Below are 15027 nucleotides of genomic sequence, written 5' to 3' on the forward strand. Positions count from 1 at the left end.
TCGGCTGCGCCAGCATCCCCATGCTGCACAACGGCGTGGTGGGGGGTGATGCGGCGGCCAGCATTTGGCGGCAGTTGCAAAAAACGCACATGGCCCCGATCGAATACCACGTGCAGCCGCGCCTGGCCTTGCCTATCGAGCAGTTCGACAGCACGCTGGACATCGAGCCACCGGCCTTGATCAAGGGCTATTTGCGCCTGGGCGCCAAGGTACTGGGTGCGCCCGCCTGGGACCCAGATTTCAACACCGCCGACCTGCCGATGTTGCTGCGCATTGCGGACCTACCTGCGCGCTACCGCAAGCACTTCGGCGGTTAAGCCACAGAGACGGGCGAGTAGGCCAGGCGCACGTAGATTGGCGCAAAAGCCTCGGCCTGCACGATCTCTACCAGCGTCTCCTTGGCCAGCTCCAGCAGGGCGATGAAGGTCACTACCAGCACCGACATGCCTTTGGCGGCATCGAACAGCTCTTCAAACTCTACAAACTTGCGGCCTTGCAGGGTCTTGAGCAGGTAGCTCATGTGCTCGCGCACCGACAGCTCTTCGCGGGTGATGGTGTGGTGCTGGATGAGTTTGGCGCGGCGCAAGATGTCGCGCCAGGCCTCTTGCAGGTCGGCCACGTGCACCTCGGGCAAACGTGGTTGTAGCGCCTGCTCGATGAACACCTGGGCTTTGAGAAAGTCGCGGCCAAACTGGGGTAGCGCGTTGAGGCGGGCCGCTGCCAGCTTGATCTGCTCGTACTCCAGCAGGCGACGCACCAAGGCGGCGCGCGGGTCTTCGGCTTCTTCGCCCTCTGCAGCCTTTTTGGGCGGCAGCAGCATGCGCGACTTGATCTCGATCAGCATGGCCGCCATCAGCAGGTAGTCGGCCGCCAGCTCCAGGTTGCGGCTGCGGATCTCGTCTACGTACACCAGGTACTGGCGCGTCAGGGCCGCCATGGGGATGTCGAGGATATTGAAGTTTTGCCGGCGTATCAGGTACAGCAGCAGGTCCAGCGGGCCTTCGAAAGCGTCGAGAAACACCTCCAGCGCATCCGGTGGGATGTACAAATCCAGCGGCATGGCAAACATCGGCTCGCCGTACAGGCGGGCCCGTGCCACCGGGTCCAGCGCCTCGGGGGGGGCTAGCGCTTCAACCACGGCATGTGCTATTTAAATAATAGCTAATCGTGCATTTGTAATATGCGCTAGATGCCAATTTGGCTACTTATTTGTTATTGGTTTGGTAAACGTACGGGTTTTGGGCTACGCGGCCCTCGCGGTACTCTTCCTGGGCGCTGCGGTCTACCTTTTGCTCCCACAGCAGGGCGCGGCCAGCCAACTGCTCGGCTTCGAGCGTGGGCTTCTTCTCTTTCAGTTGCTCGATGAACTGGGTGGTTTCGGATGTGTAATCGGGGCGGCGAAAGATGGACATAGACTTAACCTTTGGTTTGGACTGATTTTACGGGGGCTACAAGCGATGTTGAAAAAATGGGTGGGCTTAGTTTGTGTGGCGCTGGCCTTGAGTGCCTGCGACCCGCAGCGCATCAGTGAATTGGAAGAAGGCGTGGCCACCGAGGCCGATGTGCGGGCCAAGTTCGGCGAGCCCGAGAAAATCTGGGATGCCGCCGACGGGGGCCATACCTTCGAGTACAACCGCCAGCCGCAAGGCCACCAAAATTACATGATCACCATCGGTTCCGACGGCAAGATGAGTGCCCTGCGTCAGGTGCTGACCCCGCAGAACTTCGCCAAAGTCCAGCCCGGCATGATGATGGAAGACGTGCGCAAGATGCTGGGCAAGCCGATGAAGACCACGTCCTTCAAGCTCAAGAACGAGGTGGACTACGACTGGCGCTACCTTGAGCCACCGAACACGTCCATGGTGTTCACCGTGGTGTTCGACCCTGATTACCGGGTGCTGCGCACTATGTCCGTGCCCGACCCGGACTCGGTGCACAGCCGTTAAGTCGGCCTGAAGCCTGCCGCCACGTAGTCCAGAAAGCAGGCGATGCGCGACACCAGTGCGGTGTTGCGGTAGTACACGGCGTGGATGGGCTGGCGCACTTCCACCGTGGCGCTGGGCAGCAGCTGCACCAGGTCGCCGCGCGCGCGGTCGCCCTCGGTCATGAAGTCGGCCAGGCACACCACACCGGCACCCGCCAGGGCCAGTTGGCGCAGGCTCTCGCCACTGGAGGCGCGCAGCGTCGGCGCAATCACCAGCCGGTCGCCCGTGGGGTTGCGCAGCGGCCAGGCGTTCAGGCTGTCCGGCTGGGTAAAGCCCAGCAGACTGAGTTTCTCCACATCTTCCACCGTGCGGGGCCGACCTGCGGCCTTCAGGTAGGCTGGGCTGGCCAGCACGCGCAGCAGGCAACTGCCCAGAGGCCGCGCGTGCAAGCTGGAATCGACCAGCGGGCCGATGCGGATGGCCACGTCGGTGCGGTGCTCCAGCAGGTCGATGATCTGGTCGCTGCTGTTGAGCTCCAGCGCAATGTCCGGGTAGGCCGCCCGAAAGCCCGCCACCAGCGGCACCAGCACATGCAGCATGAAGGGCGACGCGGCGTTGACCCGCAAGCGCCCGGCGGGTCGGTTGCGGCGCTGGGCCATCTGCTCCTCGGCCTGCTCTACCGCACCCATGATCTTGCGGGCCTGGGCCAGAAACACCGCCCCTTCTTCGGTGAGTTCCAGGCGGCGGGTGGTGCGGCGCAGCAGGGTCACGTCCAGCTTCTTTTCCAGGCGGCCCAGCGAGCGGCTGATGGCCGACACGGTTTGCCCCAGTTGCTCGGCCGCCGCGGTGATGGAGCCCGCGTCGATCACGGTGGCAAAGGCCTGCAGTTCGTCCAAGGTGGTTTTCATTGTTGAATTTTATGCATACATCTTGTGCCAATGCAGCGCTTTTTCGGCAAGGGTAAAGCGCCCAGAATCCGGCTTTTCCTTGCAACTGAATAGGTGCTTTATGCCACTTGCCCTCCTCGCGCTGACCATCAGCGCATTCGCCATCGGCACGACCGAGTTCGTGATCGTCGGCCTGATTCCCACCATGGCCGCCGACCTGGGGGTCAGCATTCCGTCGGCGGGCCTGCTGGTCAGCCTGTACGCGCTGGGCGTGGCTGTGGGCGCACCCGTGCTGACGGCGCTGACCGGCAAAGTGCCGCGCAAGATGCTGCTGCTGGGCCTGATGCTGCTGTTCACCATCGGCAACCTGGTGGCCTGGCAGGCACCGGGCTATACCTCGCTGGTGGTAGCGCGGGTGCTGACCGGCCTGGCCCACGGCGTGTTCTTCTCGATCGGCTCCACCATCGCCACCAGCCTGGTGCCCAAAGAGAAAGCCGCCAGCGCGATTGCCACCATGTTCTCGGGCCTTACCGTGGCCCTGGTCACCGGCGTGCCGCTGGGCACCTTCATCGGCCAGCATTTTGGTTGGCGTGCTACATTCTTGGCGGTGGCTGCGCTGGGCGTGGTGGCGATGCTGATCAGCCTGTTCTTTATCCCCTCCACGCTGAAACACAACCAACCCGCCAGCGTGCTGCAGCAGTTGCAGGTGCTGAAGCAGCCGCGCCTGCTGCTGGTCTACGCCATGACCGCCGTGGGCTACGGTGGCTCGTTTGTGGCCTTTACCTACCTGGCGCCCATCCTGTAGGAGCTGTCGGGCTTTGGCACCAACGCGGTCAGCCTGGTGCTGATGGTCTACGGCGTGTCGGTGGCGTTTGGCAACATCTGGGGTGGCAAGCTGGCCGACCGGCACGGCCCGATCAGCGCGCTGAAGATATTGTTCCTGGGCCTGGCGGGCGTGCTGCTGGTGCTGTCGCTCACCGCCTCCAGCCCCTGGCTGGCCGTGGCCACCGTGCTGGTGTGGGGTGCGTTTGCCTTTGGCAACGTGCCGGGTCTGCAGGTCTACGTGGTGCAGCAGGCCCAGCGTGTTGCGCCGCAGGCGGTGGATGTGGCTTCAGGCCTGAACATCGCGGCCTTCAACCTCGGCATTGCCGGGGGGGCTTGGGGCGGCGGCTGGGTGGTCAGTCACCTGGGCCTGGCCCACACGCCGTGGATTGGCGGCCTGGTGGTGCTGGGCGCCGTGGCCTTGACGGCCTGGAGCGGCAGCCTGGACCGCGCCCGCACTCAGAGCGCCGCGGCCGCGCTGGTTTGAAAGTCTTTCAACCGGCCCGCAAAGCCCGAGCGCTCCATCAGCCCCCGGGGTTGGTCGTTCAGGTCGTTGATGTAAAGCTGGCCGCCCCGGTGCACGATGGCCTTGAATAGCTGCTCCAGCGCGTCCAGCCCGCTGGCATTCAGCGAGATCAGCTGCGATGCGTCCAGCACCACACGCGTGCCGTGGTGGCGGCTTTCCACGGCCTGCACGATGGGGTCGATCTTGGCCACCGCCCCTAAGAACAACGCGCCGTACAGCTTGTAGATCAAAGCGCCTTCGCCCTCGGCCACCGCATCCACATGGAACAGCGTGCTCATGCGGCGGATGAAGAAGGCGCAGGCCAGCAGCATGCCCACCTCTACCGCCACCGTCAGGTCAAACACCACGGTGAGGAAAAACGTGCCCAGCAACAGCATGCGGTAGTGGTTGCTGAACTGCTTGAGGCGTACAAACTTATGCCATTCACCCATGTTCCAGGCTACAAACAGCAAGATGCCCGCCAACACCGCCAGCGGGATGTACAGCGCCAGCGGTGCCGCCACCAGCACCACGCCCGCCAGTACCAGGGCGTGCACGATACCGGCGATGGGCGAGGTGGTGCCAGAGCGGATGTTGGTGACGGTGCGGGCAATCGTGCCGGTGGCGGGCATGCCGCCAAAGAAGGCCACCACAAAATTCGCCACGCCCTGGGCCATCAGTTCCTGGTTGGGGTCATGCTTCATGTTGTGCGGGTCGCTGGCGAGCTGGTCGGCCACGCGGGCGCACAGCAGCGACTCCACCGCGCCCAGCAGGGCAATGGTCAGCGTGGGCGTGACCAGCAGGCGTACCGTGTCCCAGCTGAAGTCGGGCAGCGCAAACACTGGTAGGCCGCTGCGAATGCTGCCGAACTTGGTACCCAGCGTCTCGACGGGTAGGCCCAAGGCCCAGGCCAGCAGCGACAGCGTGACCAGCGCCACGATGGGGCCTGGCACCCGCGCAAAAGTGCGCACCGTGCGGCCTTCTAGCAGGCGGATCAGCGGCGAGCCCTGCACAAACACGCGCGGCCACACAAACAGCCCCAGCACGCACACGGCCCCCAGCGCCAGCGCAAAGAAGTTCAACGTGTGGATGTGGCCCACGATGGCCTTGATCTGCGAGAAGAAGTCGCCCGGCATCTTGGCAATGTCCAGCCCCAGCAGGTCTTTCACCTGCGACAGCGCAATCAGCACCGCGATGCCGTTGGTAAAGCCGATCACGATGCTCACCGGCACGTAGCGCACCAGCGTGCCCAGCTTGAACAGGCCTAGCGCAAACAGCAGCACGCCCGCGCAGGCAGTGGAAATCAGCAGGTTCGCCACGCCGTAGCGCTCGACGATGCCGTAGACGATGACGATAAAAGCCCCTGCCGGGCCACCGATCTGCGCCGTGGTGCCGCCCAGCGCGGAGATGATGAATCCGGCGATGATGGCCGTCCACAGCCCGGCTTCGGGCTTGAGGCCGCTGGCAATCGCAAATGCCATAGCCAGCGGCAGGGCGACGATGCCCACTGCGAGGCCCGAGCCCACATCCTTGCCCAATCTCTCCCGGTTGTAGCCCCGCAAGGCATCGATCAGGCGGGGGTGGAAGCGGGCGAGGGGCGAGGTCATGGCGGGGTGGTTTTTAGCCGATGCGCATACCGGGTTGCGCGCCGGGGAAGGGCTCCAGCACGTAGATGCCCGGCTGGGCTTTGGCATCGGCATGGCTGGCGGCCAGCACCATGCCTTCACTGAGGCCGAATTTCATCTTGCGCGGGGCGAGGTTGGCCACCATGACGGTCAGTTTGCCTATGAGCTGGTCTGGCTGGTAGTGTGCGGCGATACCGCTGAACACGTTACGGGTCGAACCCTCGCCCACGTCCAGCGTCAGGCGCAGCAGCTTGGTCGATCCTTCGACCGCTTCGCAATTCACAATCTTGGCGATGCGCAGGTCGATCTTGGCGAAGTCATCGATGGTGATGACCGGCGCAATTTCCGCACCGCCGGGTACTATAGTTTCTGTAGCTGCTACCGTAGATTCTGCCTGGGCTGGGGCCTCAAATAATGCATCAAGTTGTTTCACATCGACGCGTTGCATCAGATGCTGGTAGTTGCCAATCGTGTGGCCAGCGCCGAGCAGCGTGTCGGCCTCGGCAAAGCCCATCGGCGTCACATTCAAAAACGCTTCCACCTGCGCCGCCAGCGCGGGCAGCACGGGTTTCAGGTAGATGGTCAGCAGGCGGAAGGCTTCGATGCAGGTGCTGCAAACGTCTTGCAGTTCGGCGTCCATGCCTTCTTTTTTGGCCAGTTCCCAGGGCTTGTTGGCGTCCACGTAGGCGTTCACGCGGTCGGTCAGCAGCATGGTTTCGCGCAGTGCCTTGGCGTACTCGCGCTGTTCGTACAAACTGGAAACACTCTCTTTTTGAGAGCTAATGGCGCTTATAAGCTCTGCGCTAGAGGCCGATAAGGCACTTAATTTACCAGCAAAGCGTTTGGCCAGGAAACCGGCGGCACGGCTGGCGATGTTCACGTACTTGCCGATCAAATCGCTGTTCACCCGCGCCATGAAGTCGTCGGCGTTGAAGTCGATGTCTTCGTTGCGGGCCGAGAGCTTGGCGGCGATGTAGTAGCGCAGCCATTCGGGGTTCATGCCCAGGCCCAGGTACTTCAGCGGGTCCAGGCCGGTGCCGCGGCTCTTGCTCATCTTTTCGCCGTTGTTGACGGTCAAAAAGCCGTGCACAAAGATCGAATCCGGTGTTTTGCGGCCGCTGAACTTCAGCATCGCGGGCCAGAACAGGGTGTGGAAGGTGACGATGTCCTTGCCGATGAAGTGGTACTGCTCCAGCGCGGGCTGGGCCATGTAGGCCTCGAAATCTTCGCCACGCTTGTCCAGCAAATTCTTCAACGAGGCCAGGTAGCCCACGGGCGCGTCCAGCCACACATAGAAGTATTTGCCCGGCGCGTCGGGAATCTCGATGCCAAAGTAGGGCGCGTCGCGGCTGATGTCCCAGTCGCCCAGGCCTTCGCTGGTGGTGCCGTCGGCGTTAGTGCGCACGGTGAACCATTCCTTGACCTTGTTAGCCACCTCGGGCTGCAGGCGACCGTCTTGGGTCCAGCCCTCCAGAAATTCCACGCAACGCGGGTCGGACAGTTGGAAGAACAGGTGCTCCGAGCTTTTCAGCTCGGGCGTGGCACCCGACAGGGCCGAGTAGGGGTTGATCAGATCAGTGGGCGCGTAGACCGAGCCGCAGACTTCGCAGTTGTCGCCGTACTGGTCCTTGGCGTGGCACTTGGGGCATTCGCCCTTGATGAAGCGATCCGGCAGGAACATGTTCTTCTCGGGGTCGAAGAACTGCTCAATCACCTTGCTGGAGATCAGGCCGTTGGCCTTCAGGTCGCGGTAAATCTGCTGCGCCAGGGCGTGGTTTTCGGGCGCGTCGGTGCTGTGCCAGTTGTCAAAAGCGATGTGGAAGCCGTCCAGATACGGCTTGCGCCCGGCAGCGATGTTGGCCACGAACTGCTGGGGCGTGATGCCCGCCTTTTCGGCCGCAATCATGATGGGCGCGCCGTGCGTGTCGTCGGCACCCACAAAGTTCACCGCATGGCCCTGCATGCGCTGGAACCGCACCCAGATGTCGGCCTGGATGTATTCCATGATGTGGCCGATGTGGAAGTTGCCGTTGGCGTAGGGCAGGGCGGTGGTGACGAAGAGTTGGCGTGGCATGGGGGAACGGGCTTTCAAAACAGCCCTCGATTTTAGTCTGGCAGCGTGGCATCGGCCCAGCCAAAGAACCGGCACACCTCGGCGCTTTGCGCTTTGGCATCGGCATAGCCCAGGGCCATCAGCTCGCGGGTAAAACTGGCTTCGAACAGCAGGTAGCTGGCCAGGGCCGAGCCCTTGGCGGCATCGGTGTGGGGTGCGCCGCCCAGGCCACCGAGCAGGGTGCGGATGGCGGGCGGCAGACGGTGTGCGTGGCGGGCGGCGATGGCGTCGATGCGCTGCGAAGGCGCGATCAGCAGCAGATCGACCGGGCGCAGTGGGCTGTTGTGGCGCAGCTCGGGCGGTATCAGGGCCAGCGTGGTGTTGATGCGGTGCACCCGCTCCACGTCCACCGCCAGCGCGTCCAAAAAGATGCTGGACAGGGCGTGGCCCGCGATTTGCGCTAGCGACGGGTAGCTGTCGTTGGCCAGGGTGGGGGCTTCGCCCTTGGGCTCCACCATGCGCCCTGCGCCGATCACCAGGACCTTTGTAGCGCCTAAATGGATCGCGGGTGCGACTGGGGCCGACTGTCGCATGGAGCCATCGCCAAAGTATTCGTGGTGGCCGTTCAAGGCCAGCGGCATGGCCGGAAACACGAAGGGAATGGCCGATGAGGCCAGCAGATGCTCCAGCGTGAGCTGGTCGCGCAGACCCTGGCGCTGCGACCGGGCCCAGGGCTGCAGTGCATCGCTGCCCTGGAAGAAGGTCAAGTGCTCGCCCGAGCTGTAGCTGGACGCGGTGACCGCCAGCGCATGCACATGGCCCTGGGCGATGAGGCTAGGCAGGCGCTGCAGCGGCACCAGGTGCTCCAGCAGTTCGCGCAGCGGGCGGTTGTCCAGCAGGGAGCGAGGCTGCACCTTGCGCCATTTGGCCAGCATCCAGCCCACCGACAGCAGCGTCAGCCAGCGCGCGCCGCTGCGCATCACGCCAATGGGGTCGGTGCGGTAGACCTGCGCGGCCTCCATGTTTTGCCACACGCCCACAATGCGCCGCACTGCGGTATCGAAGTCGTCTGCCCCGCAGGCCAGGGCGGCGGCGTTTAGCGCGCCCGCCGAGGTGCCGGTGATGATGGGAAAGGGGTTGCCCGTGCCGCCTGCACCGCTGGTCAGGCGCAGGTCGGCAATGGCTTCGAGCACGCCCACCTGGTAGGCGGCGCGGGCACCACCGCCGGTGAGCAAGAGCGCAGTGGAGGTGGGTGAATTCGGCATGCTGGAATTATGAAAGCTGGCCACCGCGCTGGCGCAGTTGCTCCAGGGTGGTGGCCAGCCAGGCCAGCATGCCGGGGTCCTGGCTGGTGGCGATGTTGATGCCCATCCACGGGCTGGGGGTTTGCCGCAGCGAAAAAAGCGCACCCGGGCGCAGCAGATACCCCGCCTCCAGCCCCAGGGCGGCCAGGTGGTTGGTGTCTACCCCCGTGTAGAACCAGCCCAGAAAACCGGCCTGCGGCTGGCAAAAAGCCCGCAACCCCAGATCTTGCATGCGTTTGAAGGCGGGCTCGCGCAGGCTGTCCAACGTGGCGTGCACCCGCTGGCAGTGCTTGCGGTAGCTGCCCTCGGTCAGCGCCTTGTAGACGATGCGTTCGTTGATCTCGGGGGTGGTCAGCGCGGTCAGCAGCTTGTGGGTGGTCAGGGTGTCCACCAGCTCGGCCGGGCCCGCCAAATAGCCCACGCGGATGTTGGGCGCGAGCATCTTGGAATAGCTGTTCACGTAGATCACCCGGCGCAGTTGGTCCAGGCTGGCCAGCCGCGTGACGGCCATGCCCTGGGGCAGAAAGTCGGAATAGATATCGTCTTCGATGACCAGGAAGTCGTGGGCTTCGGCCAGCCGCAGGATTTGGTAGGCCGCAGCGGCGCTCAGCAGGGTGCCAGTGGGGTTGTGCAGCACGGGGTTGAGGAAGATCAGCTTGGGTTTGTGTTTTTCCACCAGCGCGGTCAGGGCCTGCACGTCCAGCCCTTGCGGGGTGTAGGGCACGCCCACCACCTCCACCCCGCGCAGCCACAGCAGCGGGTTGCACCAGCCGGGTTCGCCCACCAGCACGGTGTCGCCCGGGCGTAGCACCATGCGAAAAATCAGGTCGATGGCCTGGGCTGCGCCGGTGGTGGTGAGGATTTGCGAGGGGTGGGCCTCAATATCCCGCTCGGCCAGCGTGCGCTGGATTTGCGTCCGCAGCGGCGCGTAGCCCTGGGCCGAGGCTCCTTGCGCCAGCTGGTGGCTGGTGCTGTGGTTGGCCAGCGCCCGCAGGCCCAGTTTGAGCAGGTCGCCGCCGCACATGTCGGGTGGCAGGTAGCCCGAACCCGGCGACAGGTCGGCCGGAATACCGCTGGTCATGTTGCGCACCATCCAGCCCATGTTGATGGGCTGCTGCGGTTTGGCGCGCGCCGGGGAGGATTTGGCGCGGGTGTTGGCCGGGGGCGCAGTCTCGCGTACAAAAAACCCCGCCCCCCGCCGCGCCAGCAGGTGTCCGCGCGCCACCAGCCGTTCGTAGGCGGCCACCACGGTGAAGCGCGATACCCCGCGCTCCAGTGCCAACTCGCGCACCGAGGGCATGCGCATGCCGGGGCGAAACACCTGCTGCTGGATGCGCTGCTCGGCCCACTGCACCAGCTGGTCTACCAGGGTGGTTTGCGCGCCCAGGGTGGCGCTTTGGTCGATGGCAAGGTTAGGCATGGACTGTATTGGTGGCTTTAGCAGGCCAGTGGCAGCATCTATTCGGTCAACTGTATTGGTACTGTACAGGTAGCAAGATTACAGTGAATGCCACTCCACCGCAAGCCGTGGTGGGAGATTTTTCAGGAGACGGCGATGGTCAGAATTGAACATTTCGAACTGCGCACACCGGAGGTGGTGGCGCTGCGGTTGCCCGCCGGTGCGGTGCTGCGCGTCAGCACCGGCCGCCTGTGGTTGACCCAGGATGGCCGCAGCGAAGACGTGTGGCTGCAGACCCATGGCAGCTGGACTGCGCCGCAGGCTGTCAGCGTGCGGCTGAGTGCCGAGCCGTCGGTGGATTTTCAGATTGCGCAGCCTGCTGCGATGCACCGCGCCCCGCGCATCCGGTTGGCACGGCCAGGGCTGGGCATGGCCGGGGCTGTAGGCTCGGCCTAGTTACGACTTACCAGGTAGCAGCCGCTGCACCAGCGGGTGCTGCACCTTCTTCTCGGTGCCAATCGCATAAAAGCGTTCTTCCACGCCCTCGCAGGGGCCGATGCGTTGCACGCCAAAGCGGGTGGTCAGCTCCTCGTGCACCCACTCGGCGGCGGGAAATGCGCCCATGCCTCCGGCCCCAAAGGTCACCAGCAGGGCGCTGTCTTCAAATTCGCCCACGATGTGCGGCTTGACATCCATGCGCTCGAACCACTGGTCGATGCGCGGACGCACCGCCGCGTGGGTGGTGGGCAGCAGCACCGGGACGGTGGCCAGGCTGCGGGGAAAGTCTTTTTGCGCGGCCTCCACCCAGGGCGCGGGCGCGTACCAGGCCATGGCCGAGGTGCCTAGCGGGTGGCTGTAGACCTTGATGTTGGGGTTGGCGGCTGCCGGTCGGTCGGCCAGCACCACGTCCAGCCGGTGCAGGGCCAGGTCGCCCAGCAGGTCGTCGAACTCGTCTTCGTGGCACAGCAGGCGCAGGTGCGGCTCGGGCATCACCGGCTGCAGCAGGCGGCGCACCACCAGCTTGGGCAGGCCCTCCGAGATGCCCACCGCCAGCCGCACCGACGGCGCGCTGATGGCATCGTGCACCACGCTGGGCAGTTCTTCGCCCAGCTGGAAAATCAGGTCGGCCTGGCGCATGGCGGCCACCCCGGCTTCGGTCAGCACCAGGCCGCGCCCTACGGGTTTGAGCAGGGTTACGCCCAACGAGCGCTCCAGTTCGCGCACCTGGGTGCTCACGGTTTGCACCGCCATACCCAGGCGGTCGGCGGCGCGGGCCATGCCGCCCTCGCGGGCAACCACCCAGAAGTAATGCAGGTGGCGATAGCTGAAGGCTTCGGTCATTGTCAAGTTTTAAGGGATGAATACTTCACGATTCTCTGCTTTTTTAGTATCCGAGACGCGCGTATGGTTGGGTTTTCTGTCACTCAGGAGCAATCCATGGAACATGTTTCCCCCTCCGGTCGCCCGGACCCCACGTTGATTACCCAGGTACCAAACACATTGCCCAGCGCCGCCCATCGCGTGCTGCGCAACACCTACGCGCTGCTGTCGATGACGCTGCTGTTCAGCGCCGCCGTGGCCACCGCAGGCATCGTGTTGCAAGCCCCGGCCCCTGGCTTGGTGGTGATGCTGGTGGGCATGTTTGGCCTGCTGTTTGCCGTGCACAAACTCAAAAACAGCGGCTGGGCGATCCCTGCCGTGTTTGCCTTCACTGGCTTCATGGGCTACACGCTGGGCCCCATCGTGGCGCGTTCGCTGGCCATGCCCGGCGGCGCACAGGTTGTGATGCTGGCGCTGGCCGCCACGGGCGCGACCTTTTTGGCCTTGTCGGCCTGGGCGGTCACGTCCAAGCGCGACTTCAGCTTCATGGCTGGCTTTTTGTTTGCCGGGATGGTGATCGCGATTCTGGCCGGCTTGGCCGCCGTGTTCATGGAGATTCCCGCGCTGAGCCTGGCCGTATCGGCCATGGTGGCTTTGTTGTCGGCCGGTTTGATCCTGATGGACACCAGCCGCATCGTCAACGGCGGTGAAACCAACTACGTGATGGCCACGGTGGGCCTGTATTTGTCGATCTTCAACCTGTTCACCAGCCTGTTGAGCTTGTTCGGTATCGGCGGTAGCAACGAATAACTCCCGCTTGCCCCCACGGGGGCAGGGCGCGTAGGTTTGGGCATAGACTACGCGTCCCATAGGAGTTATGCATGCCTTTCTCAGAACAACAGGTGCTGGACGCGGTCAAAAGCGTCATTGATCCCAATACCGGCACCGATTTCGTATCCACCAAAGCTGTCCGCGGCCTGGCCATCCAGGGGTCCGATGTCAGCTTCGGTATCGAGCTGGGCTACCCCGCCCAAAGCCAGCATGCCGCCCTAAAAGCCGCGTTGGCGGCGGCAGTGCAGGCATTGCCCGGTATCGGCCAAATCAACGTCAACATCACCACTAAAATCTCCGCCCATGCCGTGCAGCGGGGCGTGCAGCTCCTGCCCGGTGTGAAGAACATCGTAGCCGTGGCTTCGGGCAAGGGCGGCGTGGGCAAGAGCACCACCGCCGTGAACCTGGCGCTGGCGCTGGCGGCTGAGGGTGCCCGCGTGGGCCTGCTGGATGCTGACATCTACGGCCCCAGCCTGCCCATGATGCTGGGTATCCAGGGCAAGCCTGAGAGCCTGGATGGCAAGAACATGGAACCCATGGAGAACCACGGCGTGCAAGCCATGTCGATCGGCTTTCTGGTGGACCAGGACCAGGCGATGGTCTGGCGCGGCCCCATGGCCACCCAGGCGCTGGAGCAGTTGCTGCGCCAAACCAACTGGAAAGACCTGGACTACCTGGTCGTCGATATGCCGCCCGGCACCGGCGACATCCAGCTCACGCTGAGCCAGCGCGTGCCCATGACCGGCGCAGTCATCGTCACCACGCCGCAAGACATTGCCCTGCTGGATGCGCGCAAAGGCATCAAGATGTTTGAAAAGGTCGGCGTGCCGATTCTGGGCATCGTGGAAAACATGGCCGTGCACGTGTGCAGCAACTGCGGTCACGTGGAGCACATCTTCGGGGCCGATGGCGGCAAGAAGATGGCCGCCGAATACAGCATGGACTACCTGGGTGCCCTGCCGCTGAACATGCAGATCCGCGTACAGGCCGACGGTGGTCAGCCCACCGTGGTGGCCGAGCCGGACGGCGAGATTGCTGCCCTGTACAAGGCCATTGCCCGCCAGGTGGCGGTGTCGATTGCGGGCAAGAACAAAGACTTTTCGTCTAAATTTCCCACCATCTCCATCAGCAAAGACACATAAGCCGCCATGAACCTCATGGCCGCCATGCGCTACTTCTCGGCGCTGCACGAGCACAAGCACTTCGGCCGCGCGGCCCTGGCCTGCCACATCACCCAGCCCGCGCTGTCCAACGCGCTCAAGGCCCTGGAGGACGAGTTTGGCGTGGTCATCGTGCGCCGGGGCCGCAACTACGAGGGGCTGACGCCCGAGGGCGAGCAGGTGCTGCTCACCGCGCACCGCATGCTGCACGAGCACGAGGTGCTGCAGCAGGCGCTGAAAAGCGAGGCCGACTACCCTCGGGGTCGCCTGCGTATGGGCGCGATTCCTACGGCTGTGCCCGTCCTGTCGCGGTTTGCGGCCATGCTGCAGGCCCGGCACCCGGGCATCCAGCCGGTGGTGTTGTCGCTGAGCTCACTGGAGCTGGAGACGCGGTTGGAAGACCTGTCGCTGGACCTGGCCCTGGGCTACACCGACCGCATGCACCAGCGCGCCGTCAAGCTGCAGGCCTGGCCGCAGTACGACGAGTTTTATTTTCTGGTGCGCCGTGCTGCGCAGCCGCACCAGGACGGCCTGCAAATGCGCGACCCCGTGCCGTGGCAGACCCTGGCCGATCTGCCGCTGTGCCTGCTGACCCCCGAGATGCACAACCGGACCATCATGGACGCGGCTTTTGCCACCGCAGGCATCCAGGTGGTGCCCGCCATCGAGACCAATTCCATCTTCTCGCTGGTGCTCAGCGTGGTGGACGGTAGCGTGTGCAGCGTGCTGCCCGGCGGCTTGCTGGCCGCCGTGCTGACCTACCGCGAACTAGAGGCGCTGCCGCTGGTCGCGCCCGAAGTGCGCACCCCCATCGGCTTCATGGCCCCGAAGGTGGTGCGCCCCTCGCGCGCCATGCAGGCCGCCCTGGCCCTGGCCGAATCGCCCGACTGGCTGCGCCACGTCAGCGCCCACAGCGGGCAACTGGCCGGTGCCTGGCCGCTGTAAACCAGCTTGGGTTTGCTATTGTTTTTAAGTTAAAAAATAATAGCTTCTAGCGTATATTGAATATACGCTAGAGGGTGTTTTTATGCCTAAAAATACCCTTTAAATTCTAAGACCTATACCGTACTGTTGCGCTGCAGCATTCGCGCTTTGAATCACTCCATGTAGAGATTCCATTGGACCCGCCACGGCCGGGCCTGTACAAACCGTCCTGACACGATGAAATCCGCCGCATACCCGGGGGATAAAAAAAT

Annotated in this window: 13 protein-coding genes and 2 pseudogenes; 7 read left to right on the forward strand and 8 right to left on the reverse strand. The window is 64.0% G+C overall.

Annotated features, from left to right (window positions below; translation table 11 throughout):
- Positions 1–317 (forward strand): annotated as a pseudogene (locus Q0T48_RS21190) (ornithine-acyl-ACP acyltransferase); the annotation flags it as partial.
- Here Q0T48_RS21190 and Q0T48_RS21195 read toward each other — a convergent pair.
- Together Q0T48_RS21195 and Q0T48_RS21200 are read right to left on the reverse strand one after the other, a co-directional pair.
- Positions 314–1138 carry a ScpA family protein gene (locus tag Q0T48_RS21195; RefSeq protein ID WP_295960826.1) on the reverse strand — a complete coding sequence of 275 codons (825 nt, stop codon included), beginning with the start codon at positions 1136–1138 and terminating at the stop codon, positions 314–316. The pseudogene Q0T48_RS21190 and the gene Q0T48_RS21195 overlap by 4 nt on opposite strands.
- Positions 1139–1205: 67 nt before the next feature.
- Positions 1206–1412 (reverse strand): DUF3460 family protein, encoded by a 207-nt coding sequence (locus Q0T48_RS21200; protein ID WP_295960828.1) that lies wholly within the window; start codon positions 1410–1412, stop codon positions 1206–1208.
- Positions 1413–1457: 45 nt separating this feature from the next.
- Between Q0T48_RS21200 and bamE the strand changes: the two genes are divergently transcribed.
- Positions 1458–1946, forward strand: coding sequence for an outer membrane protein assembly factor BamE (gene bamE, locus Q0T48_RS21205; RefSeq protein ID WP_295960831.1), 489 nt, complete (start codon positions 1458–1460; stop codon positions 1944–1946).
- Here the strand turns inward: bamE and Q0T48_RS21210 are convergent.
- Complete coding sequence (locus Q0T48_RS21210) at positions 1943–2833, reverse strand: LysR family transcriptional regulator (RefSeq protein ID WP_295960834.1); 891 nt, start codon at positions 2831–2833, stop codon at positions 1943–1945. The two genes, bamE and Q0T48_RS21210, sit on opposite strands and share 4 nt — an antisense overlap.
- Positions 2834–2933: 100 nt before the next feature.
- Between Q0T48_RS21210 and Q0T48_RS21215 the strand changes: the two are divergent.
- Positions 2934–4121 (forward strand): annotated as a pseudogene (locus Q0T48_RS21215) (MFS transporter).
- Here the strand turns inward: Q0T48_RS21215 and Q0T48_RS21220 are convergent.
- The 4 genes from Q0T48_RS21220 to Q0T48_RS21235 are packed head-to-tail and all read right to left on the reverse strand — an operon-like array spanning position 4094 to position 10541.
- Positions 4094–5746: a SulP family inorganic anion transporter gene (locus Q0T48_RS21220; protein WP_295960836.1), complete on the reverse strand. Its 1653-nt coding sequence runs from the start codon at positions 5744–5746 to the stop codon at positions 4094–4096. The pseudogene Q0T48_RS21215 and the gene Q0T48_RS21220 overlap by 28 nt on opposite strands.
- Positions 5747–5759: 13 nt before the next feature.
- Positions 5760–7838: a methionine--tRNA ligase gene (metG, locus tag Q0T48_RS21225; protein ID WP_295960838.1), complete on the reverse strand. Its 2079-nt coding sequence runs from the start codon at positions 7836–7838 to the stop codon at positions 5760–5762.
- 32 nt (positions 7839–7870) lie between these two features.
- Positions 7871–9082: a patatin-like phospholipase family protein gene (locus Q0T48_RS21230; protein WP_295960841.1), complete on the reverse strand. Its 1212-nt coding sequence runs from the start codon at positions 9080–9082 to the stop codon at positions 7871–7873.
- 7 nt (positions 9083–9089) lie between these two features.
- Entirely contained in the window at positions 9090–10541 is a 1452-nt protein-coding gene (locus Q0T48_RS21235) for a PLP-dependent aminotransferase family protein (protein ID WP_295960844.1), read from the reverse strand.
- A 135-nt stretch (positions 10542–10676) separates the two neighbouring features.
- Here Q0T48_RS21235 and Q0T48_RS21240 point away from each other — a divergent pair, with 135 nt between their 5' ends.
- On the forward strand, positions 10677–10976 hold the full coding sequence (locus Q0T48_RS21240) for a DUF2917 domain-containing protein (RefSeq protein ID WP_295960846.1): 300 nt from the start codon (positions 10677–10679) through the stop codon (positions 10974–10976).
- On the opposite strand, the gene Q0T48_RS21245 is transcribed toward Q0T48_RS21240, so the two are convergent.
- Complete coding sequence (locus Q0T48_RS21245) at positions 10977–11861, reverse strand: LysR family transcriptional regulator (RefSeq protein WP_295960848.1); 885 nt, start codon at positions 11859–11861, stop codon at positions 10977–10979. It abuts the gene before it with no gap.
- A 96-nt stretch (positions 11862–11957) separates the two neighbouring features.
- Between Q0T48_RS21245 and Q0T48_RS21250 the strand changes: the two genes are divergently transcribed.
- From Q0T48_RS21250 to Q0T48_RS21260, 3 genes are all read left to right on the forward strand, one after another.
- A complete protein-coding gene (locus Q0T48_RS21250) occupies positions 11958–12650 on the forward strand; it encodes a Bax inhibitor-1/YccA family protein (protein ID WP_295960851.1) in 693 nt (230 codons plus the stop codon).
- A gap of 71 nt (positions 12651–12721) precedes the next feature.
- On the forward strand, positions 12722–13813 hold the full coding sequence (gene apbC / locus Q0T48_RS21255; protein WP_295960854.1) for an iron-sulfur cluster carrier protein ApbC: 1092 nt from the start codon (positions 12722–12724) through the stop codon (positions 13811–13813).
- Between the two features lie 6 nt (positions 13814–13819).
- Positions 13820–14776, forward strand: a complete 957-nt coding sequence (locus Q0T48_RS21260) for a LysR substrate-binding domain-containing protein (RefSeq protein WP_295960856.1) — start codon at positions 13820–13822, stop codon at positions 14774–14776.
- Positions 14777–15027 lie beyond the last annotated feature (251 nt).

The sequence above is a fragment of the Rhodoferax sp. genome (assembly GCF_025354435.1).
GTDB lineage: Bacteria > Pseudomonadota > Gammaproteobacteria > Burkholderiales > Burkholderiaceae_C > Rhodoferax_B.

Excerpts from the sequence above, each read along its gene's own strand:
- Q0T48_RS21200 (WP_295960828.1), bottom strand. The coding sequence starts at position 1,412 with ATGTCCATCTTTCGCCGCCCCGATTACACATCCGAAACCACCCAGTTC.
- bamE (WP_295960831.1), top strand. The coding sequence starts at position 1,458 with ATGTTGAAAAAATGGGTGGGCTTAGTTTGTGTGGCGCTGGCCTTGAGT.
- Q0T48_RS21210 (WP_295960834.1), bottom strand. The coding sequence starts at position 2,833 with ATGAAAACCACCTTGGACGAACTGCAGGCCTTTGCCACCGTGATCGAC.
- Q0T48_RS21220 (WP_295960836.1), bottom strand. The coding sequence starts at position 5,746 with ATGACCTCGCCCCTCGCCCGCTTCCACCCCCGCCTGATCGATGCCTTG.
- metG (WP_295960838.1), bottom strand. The coding sequence starts at position 7,838 with ATGCCACGCCAACTCTTCGTCACCACCGCCCTGCCCTACGCCAACGGC.
- Q0T48_RS21230 (WP_295960841.1), bottom strand. The coding sequence starts at position 9,082 with ATGCCGAATTCACCCACCTCCACTGCGCTCTTGCTCACCGGCGGTGGT.
- Q0T48_RS21235 (WP_295960844.1), bottom strand. The coding sequence starts at position 10,541 with ATGCCTAACCTTGCCATCGACCAAAGCGCCACCCTGGGCGCGCAAACC.
- Q0T48_RS21240 (WP_295960846.1), top strand. The coding sequence starts at position 10,677 with ATGGTCAGAATTGAACATTTCGAACTGCGCACACCGGAGGTGGTGGCG.
- Q0T48_RS21245 (WP_295960848.1), bottom strand. The coding sequence starts at position 11,861 with ATGACCGAAGCCTTCAGCTATCGCCACCTGCATTACTTCTGGGTGGTT.
- Q0T48_RS21250 (WP_295960851.1), top strand. The coding sequence starts at position 11,958 with ATGGAACATGTTTCCCCCTCCGGTCGCCCGGACCCCACGTTGATTACC.
- apbC (WP_295960854.1), top strand. The coding sequence starts at position 12,722 with ATGCCTTTCTCAGAACAACAGGTGCTGGACGCGGTCAAAAGCGTCATT.
- Q0T48_RS21260 (WP_295960856.1), top strand. The coding sequence starts at position 13,820 with ATGAACCTCATGGCCGCCATGCGCTACTTCTCGGCGCTGCACGAGCAC.